General features: G+C 41.3%; 12 protein-coding genes. 8 read left to right on the top strand and 4 right to left on the bottom strand.

Annotated features, from left to right (window positions below):
- The first annotated feature begins 13 nt into the window (after nt 1–13).
- The 6 genes from K8L98_RS19945 (at nt 14) to K8L98_RS19920 (ending at nt 6,887) form a co-directional block, all read left to right on the top strand.
- Nucleotides 14–1,465 (top strand): o-succinylbenzoate--CoA ligase, encoded by a 1,452-nt coding sequence (locus tag K8L98_RS19945; protein ID WP_223437504.1) that lies wholly within the window; start codon nt 14–16, stop codon nt 1,463–1,465.
- On the top strand, nt 1,458–2,567 hold the full coding sequence (menC, locus tag K8L98_RS19940; RefSeq protein ID WP_223437502.1) for an o-succinylbenzoate synthase: 1,110 nt from the start codon (nt 1,458–1,460) through the stop codon (nt 2,565–2,567). Before K8L98_RS19945 ends, menC begins: the two co-directional genes overlap by 8 nt.
- 397 nt (nt 2,568–2,964) lie before the next feature.
- The gene (locus tag K8L98_RS19935; protein ID WP_223437500.1) at nt 2,965–3,891 is read left to right on the top strand and encodes a metal ABC transporter solute-binding protein, Zn/Mn family; all 927 of its coding nucleotides are present in this window, start codon (nt 2,965–2,967) and stop codon (nt 3,889–3,891) included.
- Between the two features lie 18 nt (nt 3,892–3,909).
- Complete coding sequence (locus K8L98_RS19930) at nt 3,910–4,659, top strand: metal ABC transporter ATP-binding protein (RefSeq protein ID WP_223437498.1); 750 nt, start codon at nt 3,910–3,912, stop codon at nt 4,657–4,659.
- Nucleotides 4,660–4,671: 12 nt separating this feature from the next.
- A complete protein-coding gene (locus K8L98_RS19925; protein WP_476703492.1) occupies nt 4,672–6,000 on the top strand; it encodes a metal ABC transporter permease in 1,329 nt (442 codons plus the stop codon).
- Nucleotides 5,997–6,887: a metal ABC transporter permease gene (locus K8L98_RS19920; protein ID WP_223437494.1), complete on the top strand. Its 891-nt coding sequence runs from the start codon at nt 5,997–5,999 to the stop codon at nt 6,885–6,887. Before K8L98_RS19925 ends, K8L98_RS19920 begins: the two co-directional genes overlap by 4 nt.
- Nucleotides 6,888–6,967: 80 nt before the next feature.
- Here K8L98_RS19920 and K8L98_RS19915 read toward each other — a convergent pair whose 3' ends face one another.
- The 3 genes from K8L98_RS19915 to K8L98_RS19905 form a co-directional block, all read right to left on the bottom strand.
- Entirely contained in the window at nt 6,968–7,126 is a 159-nt protein-coding gene (locus K8L98_RS19915; protein WP_223437491.1) for a DUF1540 domain-containing protein, read from the bottom strand.
- 103 nt (nt 7,127–7,229) lie between these two features.
- Entirely contained in the window at nt 7,230–8,273 is a 1,044-nt protein-coding gene (locus K8L98_RS19910; protein ID WP_223437489.1) for a cytochrome d ubiquinol oxidase subunit II, read from the bottom strand.
- Between the two features lie 33 nt (nt 8,274–8,306).
- Nucleotides 8,307–9,662, bottom strand: coding sequence for a cytochrome ubiquinol oxidase subunit I (locus tag K8L98_RS19905; protein ID WP_223437487.1), 1,356 nt, complete (start codon nt 9,660–9,662; stop codon nt 8,307–8,309).
- A gap of 207 nt (nt 9,663–9,869) precedes the next feature.
- Here K8L98_RS19905 and K8L98_RS19900 point away from each other — a divergent pair, with 207 nt between their 5' ends.
- Nucleotides 9,870–10,112, top strand: a complete 243-nt coding sequence (locus K8L98_RS19900; protein ID WP_101565756.1) for a type B 50S ribosomal protein L31 — start codon at nt 9,870–9,872, stop codon at nt 10,110–10,112.
- Nucleotides 10,113–10,203: 91 nt separating this feature from the next.
- Nucleotides 10,204–11,130 (top strand): CobW family GTP-binding protein, encoded by a 927-nt coding sequence (locus K8L98_RS19895; RefSeq protein ID WP_223437485.1) that lies wholly within the window; start codon nt 10,204–10,206, stop codon nt 11,128–11,130.
- Between the two features lie 46 nt (nt 11,131–11,176).
- On the opposite strand, the gene K8L98_RS19890 is transcribed toward K8L98_RS19895, so the two are convergent.
- Complete coding sequence (locus tag K8L98_RS19890; protein WP_223437483.1) at nt 11,177–12,214, bottom strand: metal ABC transporter substrate-binding protein; 1,038 nt, start codon at nt 12,212–12,214, stop codon at nt 11,177–11,179.
- Nucleotides 12,215–12,330 lie beyond the last annotated feature (116 nt).

Genomic DNA, 12,330 nt, shown 5'->3' with positions numbered 1-12,330 from the left:
GCGGTGAACAGAAGTGAATACAATGCCTAATTGGTTAAAACAACGTGCCTATTTGACTCCTGACAGAATTGCGCTCATGACTGACGATAAAACATTAACGTTTCGGGAGCTGCATGAACTGTCCGAACAAAAAGCGTATGTCTATCAGCAAATGGGGATAAAAAAGGGACAGCATGCTGCAATCCTTATGAAAAACAGTATAGAGATGGCTTCTGCTATTCATGCGCTTACATACCTTGGAGCAACGGCCGTTCTGTTAAATACAAGATTGACGGCCTCAGAGCTTGATTGGCAATTAAGGGATTCAGAAGCAAAATTTCTTATTTGTGATGCAGCCCTTAATCAAGAATGGGAGAATCCAAGCTGGACAACGATTGATAGCATAGAGCATGCATCAACTATAACTGGTCCTGTTCAATATGAATATTCCTTTCAGTTAGATCAGACAGCAACAATTATGTATACATCAGGAACTACCGGTAAACCAAAGGGTGTTCTACAAACATACGGCAACCACTATTGGAGCGCTGCCGGCTCATCTTTGAATCTGGGCCTTCATCATGATGACAGATGGCTGTGTGCCGTTCCGCTCTTTCATATCAGCGGGCTGTCCATCCTAATGAGAGGGGTAATCTATGGAATGACCGTCATTCTCCATGAATCCTTCCACCCATCAAGAGCTAACCGCGCCATCATGGAGAAGGGAGCTACTATCGTTTCAGTTGTCCAGACAATGCTTTCTCAAATGCTGGAAAGCCTTGGAGAAAGCACATATCCGGGAACCTTCAGATGCATGCTTTTAGGCGGAGGGCCGGCACCTATTCCTTTATTGAAAGAATGTGAAATGAAAAAAATTCCGGTATATCAAACATACGGAATGACAGAAACCTCCTCGCAAATTGTCACACTATCACCAGAGTACAGCCTGACAAAGCTTGGTTCTGCAGGAAAACCGCTTTTTCCCTGCGAGATTAAAATTATGAAGAACGATCTTGCTTGCCCGCCTTTTACAGAGGGAGAAATTCATGTACAGGGCCCGAACGTAACGAAAGGGTATTGGAAGCGTGAAGCAGAAATTCATAATGGATGGCTTCAAACAGGAGATATGGGGTATTTGGATGAGGAAGGCTTTTTATATGTCCTTGACAGGCGATCAGATCTTATCGTCTCAGGCGGAGAAAATATTTACCCTGCAGAAATAGAAGCTGCCCTTCTTTCTCATCCTTCGGTCATTGAAGCCGGGGTAACCGGAATGCCTGATGCAAAATGGGGTCAGGTTCCGCACGCTTTCATTGCTGTAAATAATGCAGTAAGCGAGGAAGAACTGATTTCCTATTGTTCCGCTATGCTTGCAAAATATAAAATACCAAAGCGAATTCACTTTTTAAGTAAGCTGCCGAGAAATGCCTCAAATAAATTAGTGCGACGAAAGCTTGCAGAGGCTCTTGGAGGTACTCATGATTGATGTGCAGGCAGTTAAGCTACATCATCTTGAAATGAAGCTTGTTTCACCATTTCAATCCAGTATTGAAACAGTTTATAAGAGAGAGAGCATACTAATTGAAATACAGGATCGAAGCGGACAGATTGGATGGGGGGAAGTCGTTGCTTTCTCTTCACCATGGTATACCGAAGAAACGATTGGAACATGTCATCACATGCTGAAGTCGTTCCTAATCCCTGAGCTGCTTAAGAAACCATATCAAAATCCGGAGGGATTCATTGACTCTTTTTCTTATATTAGAAGAAATCAAATGGCTAAAGCAGCAATTGAAGGTGCTGTTTGGGATCTTTATGCAAAGGTGCAGGACAAGCCGCTTGCAGCCATTTTAGGCGGAACAAATAATCAAATTGATTCTGGTGTAGTAGTGGGCATGGCTTCAATCGATCACATGCTTGAAACGATAGGGAAGCATGTCAGTGATGGATATAAAAGAATAAAGGTGAAAATAAAGCCGGGATTAGATGCTGTCCTGCTCCATGAAATCAGGAACCGCTTTCCGGATGTTCCATTAATGGCTGATGCCAACTCTGCGTATACGCTTGATGACATCAGTCTTTTAAAGCAGCTCGATGAATACAATCTCATAATGATTGAACAGCCGCTTGCACACGATGATATTATTGATCATGCCGTTCTTCAGTCCCAATTAGAAACCCCGATTTGCCTTGATGAGAGCATTATTACTCTGAACGATGCGAAAAAAGCGATTCAGCTTGGCAGCTGCCGCGTCATCAATATTAAGCCTGGAAGAGTGGGCGGTCTTTCAGAATCCAAGAAAATCCATGATTATTGTCTGCAGCACAGCATTCCAGTTTGGGTAGGAGGAATGCTTGAGACAGGGGTTTCACGCGCACATAACATCGCTCTTGCATCCCTTCCGAATTTCACGATACCCGGTGATATCTCTGCTTCTGCACGATATTGGGAAGAAGATATCATTTCTCCCCCCGTTACCGTGCATAATGGGAAAATTGATGTTCCTCGAGGGCCAGGGCTCGGATTTGAAGTGAACCGCAGCAAATTAGCAAAATACTGTACACATACCGAACGTTTTTCGAAGTAAAATAGATTTTTCTTTAAGTGAAAATCAGATTTTACCCTTACAAAATCAGATTTTGCGTTTTTGTAAAATTTCGCATTCCATGATAAAAATAAAAGGAATGATGCTAGAGACATCATTTCGACAATCAGCCCTCTCTGCTTCAATCTTAGACCAGCTATTTATGTAGCTGGCCTTTTTTTGTCGAGAAAGAATGATTGACAGAAAGATAAAAATGCTTTAAATTGTTGCGTATAGGCAAAATAATTATACTAATCAACAAATCATGAAACAAGCTAACTTATTAGCACAGTACCTAACTTTCTTTCATAAAATGGTTTTTGCGAAGGAAAGTTCTTTTTTTACTTAAAAACTTGCACCAGGGAAACATTTGTTGACGAAGGAAAGAGGAGGATCATGAATGAAAAAGAGATTGCTAATGCTGATTTCAATTCTGGCACTGTCCGCTATTATGACAGCGTGCAGCCAGGGCGCGAGCGGGGAAGACAATGGAAAGATAAAGGTAACGACAACAACTGCGCAAATAGCGGATGTCACACGAAATGTTGCGGGCGACGCAGTAGAAGTAAAGTCTTTAATGGGGCCCGGTATTGATCCCCACTTATATCAGGCTTCACAAGGAGATATTCAAAAGCTGAATCAGGCAGATATTATTTTTTATAACGGTCTGCACTTAGAAGGCAAGATGGGTGAAATTTTTGAAAAAATGTCTAATGAAAAGCCTACTGTGCCGGTAGCAAGTGCCATTCCCGAAAATAAATTAATAAATGATAAATCGAACGCCAATATACACGATCCCCATGTATGGTTTGATATCTCTTTATGGATTCATACCGTTGATATAGTAGAAGAAGAGCTCAGCAAGCTTTCACCTGAAAATAAGGATGAATTTGCGGAAAATGCTGCTTCTTACAAGAAAAAGCTTCAAGAAATGGATCAATATGCGAAAGAACAGGTTGGGACCATTCCTGAAGAAAGCAGAGTGCTTGTAACAGCGCATGATGCATTTACTTACTTTGGAAACGCCTATGGATTTGAAGTGATGGGTCTTCAAGGATTGAGCACAGATTCTGAATACGGTCTGCGAGATGTGCAAAATTTAGTCGATGTCCTGGTCGACCGTGAGATTAAAGCAGTATTTGTGGAAAGCAGTATATCTGAAAAGTCGATTAACGCCGTTGTGGAAGGCTCAAAAAAGAGAGGCCATGAAGTCGTTATTGGCGGACAGTTGTATTCTGATGCCATGGGTGAAGAAGGTACCGAAGAAGGAACCTATTTAGGAATGTTTAAACACAATATCGATACAATTGTTTCATCATTGAAATAATAAGGCAGGTGTATTTCTATGTATCCAGTAACTGTTGAAAATTTGACAGTAGCCTATCACCGCAAACCAGTTCTGCAAGAGGTGGGGTTTGAAGTTCCGGAAGGAAAATTAATTGGGATTATCGGACCAAATGGAGCCGGGAAATCCACTTTAATTAAAGCTGTTTTAGGATTGATTCCAGTTGCATCCGGAGAAGTTGAAATCTATGGTGATCATTATAAAAAACAGCGTAAACGCGTCGGTTATGTCCCACAGCGCGGATCAGTGGATTGGGATTTTCCCACGAATGCTCTTGATGTTGTTCTCATGGGACGATATGGACATATTGGCTGGCTAAAGCGTCCGGGAAAAAAGGATACAGAATTTGCCCGGGGATGTCTCGAAAAAGTCGGCATGCTTGATTTCGCTGACAGACAAATCAGCCAGCTTTCAGGCGGACAGCAGCAGCGTGTGTTTTTAGCAAGAGCTCTTGCACAGGATGCAGATGTGTATTTCATGGATGAACCGTTTGTGGGTGTTGATGCGGCAACTGAAAAAGCGATTATATCCCTTCTAAATGAATTAAAAGCAAGGCAGAAGACGGTTTTAGTTGTTCATCATGATCTGCAGACAGTTGAAGAATATTTCGACTGGGTTCTGCTCCTGAATTTAAGGAAGATTGCATTTGGTCCAACAAGTGAAGTCTTTACCATGGATAATCTTCAAAAAACATACGGAGGCAGGCTCACATTTTTACAGAATCAAAGTGTGCTTGTGGATGAAACATAACAGGAGTGAGTGATGATGATGGATGAACTATTCTATCAATTGCAAAATCAGAATACGCAGTGGGTTTTGCTTGGCACGATGCTGCTTGGTCTTGCAAGCGGAGTTCTCGGAAGCTTTGCTCTCCTCAGGAAACAAAGTCTGATTGGAGATGCGATGGCACATGCTGCCTTGCCGGGTGTGTGTATGGCATTCCTTCTTTACGGATCCAAATCATTAATTTGGTTTCTTGTCGGAGCAGCCATTTCAGGGATGATTGCTGCATGGCTTATCCAATTTATCATTCATAATTCCCGAATTAAAGAAGACTCAGCCCTTGGGCTAGTTTTGTCTGTATTCTTTGGATTTGGAATTGTGCTGCTGACTTTCATTCAGCACAACCGCGGGGGAAATCAAAGCGGCTTGAGTGATTTTATTTTCGGAAAAGCAGCTTCAATGGTCGGGCAGGATGTTCAGATCATTACGTGGATTGCAGCCATTTTGCTCCTGCTGACAGCTGTCTTTTTTAAAGAATTTAAGATTCTGACGTTTGACCCTCAATTTGCAAAAGGAATTGGGCTGCCAACATCTTTTTTAAATGGCCTGCTCATGGTATTAATTGTTTGTGCAGTCGTTATTGGTCTTCAGACAGTAGGGGTCATTTTAATGGCAGCTATGCTGATCACTCCTGCCATCGCAGCGAGATATTGGACAGATAAACTTGGTCATATGGTGATCATTGCCGGTATTATCGGAGGAATCTCCGGCGTGGCTGGAACGTTCCTGAGCACAACGACAAAAGGAATGGCAACAGGTCCGCTGATTATCGTTGCAGCTACATTGCTCTTTTTAATCTCGTTGATTTTTGCTCCGAAACGCGGCCTTGTTTCAAAAGCAATTAAGCAAATGAAGCTGAGAAAAAGAACATCTGTTGAGCAGCTGCTTCTGTCTTTCTACGATTTGACAGAACGTGCAGGGGACAAATATTCAGCTGCATCCTTCCCGCTTGACGAAATAGTGAAAAAAAGAAAAGTTGCAAACAAGCTGGTCAGCAAATCATTAAATGAGCTTTTGAAAAAACGGCTTGTCATGAAAACAGAAGGGGATACATGGAGGCTTACAGAAAATGGCCTGCAGCTTTCCTATCAGCTTGCTTTAAATCAGCGTCTTTATGAAATGTATCTTATGCATGAAATGGAACTTGCCCAGCTTCAAATTACCAGCCGTGATGATGTTGATGTTGAAATGATGTCAGGTGATATAAAGGATCGATTAATGAACCTGTTAAAAGATCATAATAGAGAGCCAATGCTGCTTCCTGAATCTATGAATAACCTGAGCAGGAAGGAGTGGCTATATCAATGAGTTATGATGCATGGATCTTACTTACAGGTTCACTGGTTGGTGTAACCTGTGCCATGATTGGCTGTTTTCTGATCTTAAGAAAAATGGCTATGCTTGCAGATGCGATCAGTCATTCTGTTTTGCTCGGCATCGTGTGCGCATATTTTGTAAGCAGAAGTTTAGATGGGATCTCGATGTTTATTGGAGCGGCTATTGTCGGATTGCTTACAGCCTTTCTCGTACAAATTTTAAATGCCAAAGGGGTTCAATCAGATGCGGCAATCGGAGTTGTTTTTACATCTCTCTTTGCCATTGGCGTTATCCTGCTTTCTTTGTTTGGAGGAAACATCCATCTGGATGTGGATCACGCGCTGATGGGAGAAATAACTTTTGTGCCGTGGGATACGATCACGATATCAGGTGTTGATCTGGGTCCAAAAGCAGTATGGATGCTTGGTTCCGTCTTTTTCATCAATCTATTGATAATCGTTCTTTTTTATAAGGAATTTAAGATTTCATCGTTTGACCCGCAGATGGCTGTCGCAATTGGGATACCTGTGCTGCTCATTCATTATCTGCAAATGGGAATGCTCTCTATAACTACGGTTGCATCATTTGACAGTGTAGGGGCTATTTTAGTTGTAGCCATGCTTATTGTACCTGCATCAGCTGCTTATCTGCTGACGGATAAATTGCTTCATATGCTGGTCATCAGTTCAATGATCGGGATTTTATCTGCTGTTGCAGGCTACTATGCAGCAACATGGCTGAATGTCTCGATTGCAGGGGCAATGGCAACTGCTGCAGGACTGATCTTTTTCCTTACATTTATCTTTTCACCTAAACATGGGTTAATATCTAAGCTCCTTTCAAGAAGAAAATTTGCTTCGGCCGAATTGAACGAATAAAGATTGTGGAAAATATGAATAAAAATGATTCTCATTATCAATAATAGAGAAAAAGGACAGCGTGAAGCTGTCCCTTTTTCTTAAAGATCATGAGGTTTAAAGGTTTTACAGTCTGTTTCCTCGCTGCGGGAAGCAGTATCTCCTTTATGGCTGACTACATAGATGGAATCAGCTTTACACAGATTGCCATTGCCCCAATACTCACAGTTATTGACTTCACACATTACTTCTCTTGGCATTCATCAACATCTCCTTGTTTAGGGTTCAACAGTTAGTTTTGCTTAGTAAAGGGTTTTTCATTCGCAGGATTTAAGAAACAAGGTGCAGCTGCACCTTGTTTTTTCATGATTCATTTTGCTTCAAATACCGTTTGTCCTTCATAAACAAGCGCCAGAAGTAAAAGAATCCAGGAAAGAGAATGGAAAATCCAACTATATAAGTAATAAACACAGCATGGAAGGTGTTGGGATGAGTAAAGCCATCCTGGATGGAAACATCTGGGTACAGCATATAAGGCAAGTGTGCCCGCCCGTATGCATAGCTTGCAAGTAAATATTGAATGGTTACGGCAACAACCGCGATTCTTGGTCTCCCAATCGTTCTTTTGTCTTTTTGCGATGGTAAGAAAAGAGCACCGCCCGCAATCATAAACATCGCAACAGATCCAATCAGGAAGGGCAAATATTCCATCATGTTTGTATATAGCCAGTTTGCTTCCGTGCGCAGGGTCAGCATAATCAAAAAACCCATTACAAGAGATAATGGACCTAAAATTAGCGCATCACGGCGGTAAACTTTATAGGCTTCCGGTTCATTGGCCGCATTTGAGTAATCAGAAAGCAGCAGCGATGACAGGAAAAGTGTGCTTGTAATCGCGAATCCGCTGAAGGCATAGGCGTTTGGACTTGTAAATAATTGATCGAGCTGAAGCTGATGGGAACCGTTCACTACCTCAATATACCCGCCATGAGTGATGGGCAGCACCAGCAATAAAATAGCAGGAATGATGAAGCCGGAAATCCCGGAAACATAAGTAAGTGCTTTTTCATACCCTTTAGAATAATGGGAGAACACAAGGAATCCGCTTCGAATCGCCAGAAGCAGAAGAATGATGCTTCCCGGAATCAGCAAGACAGTTCCGAGAATAAATGTAGCTCCCGGAAAAAAGCTGAACAGTGCTACGACAATGGCTACAATAAATACATTTGTTACTTCCCAAGTAGGGGATAAATAACGATTGGCGATATTGGTCGCATTCGTCTTTTCTTTATTAATGTAGATCATCGACCAAAAGCCTGCTCCGAAATCCATTGTCGCCATGACAGCATAGATAAAAACAAAGCCCCATACAAGTGTAATGGCAAGCAGCGCATCTGTTGTAATCATTTCGGTAACGCCTCCATATCCATAAATGCCGTTTTAATAAACACTGACGCTATCCCCATCAGACGCCGGCTTATCAAGTTCTTTTTCAACTGGATTTCGTTTGAAGTAATAGACAAGAACAAGAATAACAGCGAGTCCTAATATCGCATAAACCAATGTGAAAAGAATAAAAAGTGTTCCAATTTGGCCAGAGGCTGTCACGACATCCTCTGTTTTCAGCAAACGGTAAATGACCCATGGCTGTCTTCCTGTGCAGGCAAAAATCCAGCCGAATTCAATTGCCAGCATGGAAAGGATCCCAGAAGGCACAAATAAGACAAGCATCCATTTAGGAAAATGAGGTCGCTTTAATATCTTGAACCAGAAGAATCCGATAAGGGAGAGGAAAATCAGCAGACTGCCGATTCCAACCATTGCATTAAAGAGCGTATGGACAAACAGCGGCGGCCAATATTCCTCAGGAAAGTCATTCAATCCAATAACCTCGGTTTTAAAGCTGTTGTCCGCTAAAAAGCTCAGTGCCCACGGAATTTCAATGCCCCATTTAACCTCTTGTGTTTCCCGGTCGGTAAAGCCCCCAACTGAAAGAGGAGCATATCTTTGAGTTTCAAATAATCCTTCGGCTGCAGCGAGCTTCTCGGGCTGATATTCATGGAGCAACTGCGCTGATTCATGCCCGTTCAATGCTGTTAAAAATGAGAATATTCCCCCCACAATAAGGCCCATCATTAAAGCTTTTCGATGAAAACGGTAAAGGCGGTCGTTTTTTAAATTTCTCAGCATTTTATAAGCAGAAATAGAAGCAATAACAAATGCGCCGGTCATAAACGCTGAAACAACAACATGTCCTGCTGTGACAATAAAGCTGGGATTGAAAAAGGCTGCCCATGGATCAACATCAACAATTTCCCCATTTTCAATCCTGAAACCAGCTGGAGTGCCTTCAAATGCATGAACATTTGTAATTAAGATCGCTGAGGCTGCAGCTCCGAACAAGACAAGAGAAACACTGACAATTCTCATTCGCGGCGAGATTCTGTCAGCGGCATAAACATAAATGGACATAAATAAGGCTTCCACAAAGAAAGCATAGATTTCTATTTGAAAAGGCAGCGCCATTACACGTCCGATAACCTCCATAAAGCCCGGCCATAACAAAGCAAGCTGAACACCGGCGATCGTCCCGGTAGGAATGGCAACACCAAGGAGCACCGCCTGACCTTTTGTCCATCTTTTCGCCATGACCGCATAATCATGATCCTTTGTTTTTTGAAAAAGAAGCTCTGCAATCAGAATCATGAGAGGAAGACCTACACCAAGTGATGCAAAGATTATATGAAAGCCCATTGTCGTCCCGAACAGGGATCTGGCTAATACGAGATCATCCATCTTTTTTCCGCCTTTCTTTCCCAAGGTTGTAATAATCTTCCCTTATTGTCTTCATTATTTCAGGAAATATGCGGTAAAAATGGGACGTATTTATTTCTAAGTTTACTTATAGAGCCGAATTTTAGGCAATTCACTTACATTGACAAACAAGGACAAACCATGTAATATATAAAACGTAATAATTACGATTAAGGGAGTGCTTTTACAATGAAACAAGGAATCCATCCGGATTATCATAAAGTTGTTTATATGGACACAAACAGCGGGTTTAAATTCTTGAGCGGATCAACAATGAAATCAAACGAAACAACAGAATGGGAAGATGGCAATACCTATCCTCTTATTAAAATAGAAGTAAGCTCAGATACGCATCCATTCTATACAGGCCGTCAAAAATTCGCAGACCGGGATGGACGCGCAGAGCGCTTTAAGAAAAAATACAATATGTAATCCATCAAAGGGGCCTGGGAACAAATTGTTCCCGGGCATCTTTTTTATGACTGCAAAACTTGATACTCTTACATTTAGAGGAGGCTTGAATATGAAAAGAATACCTGTATATACCATCAGCGGTTTTTTAGGCAGCGGAAAAACGACAGTCTTAGGCAAGATGGCCGATGAGTTTAAAAAGAGAGGAAAACATGTCGGCATTATTTTAAATGAACTTGGCGATGAAAATGTTGAAAAGCATTTATTTGCGGATCAAAACGTCCATGAACTTTTAAATGGATGCATTTGCTGCACCATTCAGGATGACCTCGTAACTACACTCAAAGGCTTTTTAGAAGGCGAAGAAGTTGATGTGCTTTTAATTGAGGGGACGGGAGTAGCAAATCCATTAGAGATAAAAGATATCCTGCTGTCTCCAGAACTGATTGAGGAATTTAAACTTATGTCAATGATCGGAATGGTTGATACAAGCCACTACCTTGATTATCAAAGCATGTTTGCAAGCTCTAAGGAAATCCGGTCTCTTTTAAAAGAACAAATTATTTCATCAGATCTTATCATTCTTAATAAACTAGACATTGTTAATGAAAAAGAACAAGAAAAAGTCAGACATAAAATTGAAAAAGTGATCTCACCCGGTGTTGAAGTACTTGAATCCTCATACGGGAATGTTCCATTTGAAAAGCTTGCTCTGCAAAGGCAAAGTCTTGTAAACCTGACAGATGAAGCAGGGCATCATCATCATCATCATTCTATAGGAACCGTAAAAATAACAGCCCTTCCAGCTGTTCGGCTGAAAAAGCTTGAAACATGGCTGAAAGGAATAAATGGGCTGATCCGTGCAAAAGGATATCTGCTCATTGAGGGAGAAAGCGATCCGCGGGAAATGCAGTTTGCTGCAAAAAAAGCCGTTCTTTCCGATACTAAAATAGATACAGAGAAAACGGTCTTGATTTTGATTGGACAAAATTTGAATACTGAGGAGATCAGAACGTCATTTCATCAGTCTTTTCAGTAAAATATCCATATAAAAACTACCGGCCAAACTTGGCCGGCAGTTCTTTTTACTTCGATAATGCTGTTCTAAGAGTTTCCAAATTTCGTTCCATTAAACTGAAGTAGTCCTCATTGTTTTTCGCATCTTCTTCAGAGATTGACTCAAGATTAGACAGGGTCAGGCTCTCCGCTCCAATTTCTGTCTTTACGATATCTGCGATTTTACTGTTTACGTTGTTTTCAAAAATAATATAGTTTATATGATGTTCTTTTGCTGTTTCAATAATGGATTGAAGCTGCTTTTGTGACGGCTCCTGAGTTGGCGATAACCCGAGCACGCTGATTTGTTGAATGCCGTAGCGCTCCTCCCAGTAGCCGTAAGCTGCATGTGATACCAAAATTTCTTTTTTGTCTGCGGCATCAATTGTTTCTTTATAATCTGCATCCAATTTTTCAAGATCAGATTTTAGTGTTTCAAAATTCTTTTCAAATTTATCTTTAGATTCTGGCTGAATTTCAATTAATCCATTTTTAATGTTTTCAGCCATTTGAATGGAGAGGGCAGGATCCAGCCAAATATGTGGATCCTTATCTCCGTGATCATGAGCATCACCATCAGCGTGCTCATGATCGCTTTCCTCATCTGCATGCTCGGCATGATCTTCTTCATCAGTGTGCTCATCATGGCTTTCCTCATTAGCATGCTCCTCATGATTTTCTTCATCATGGGAAGCATCAGCAAGCTCAATGCCATCACCTGCTTTAATGATTTTCACTTCTTCAGACTTTAGGGTTTCTGTTGCTTTCTCTGCGAAGCCTTCTAAACCAACACCTGAATAAATAAATGCGTCTCCCTCTGCCATCGCAACCATATCTTTTGTAGATGGTTCAAATGTATGAGCATCTGCATTTGCAGGATAGATGCTTTCCACTTCAACAGCATCGCCGCCAATTTTCTTTGTAAAGTCCTGAACAGGGAAGATGGTTGTATAAACCTTCAGCTTTTCTTCACCGTTATCCTTTGTATTTTGATCGTTCTCTGCACACCCTGCAAGTGCTGTTCCAAGCATTAGCGCAAGTGCCATTGTCAGTCCTGTTTTTTTCATCATTTACTCCTTATATATGTGGTATTCAATTAACTTCAATATGTCCTTTCACATTATATCGTAATACTTACGATTTGAGAACCGGGAAAATTCAGAGCGAAAAAAGAAAAAGGATT

The organism is Metabacillus dongyingensis (assembly GCF_019933155.2).
In the GTDB taxonomy this organism is placed as follows: Bacteria; Bacillota; Bacilli; order Bacillales; family Bacillaceae; genus Bacillus_P; species Bacillus_P dongyingensis.
The sequence above is the reverse complement of the archived record's forward strand: the minus strand, read 5'-3'. Positions and strand labels throughout refer to the sequence as shown.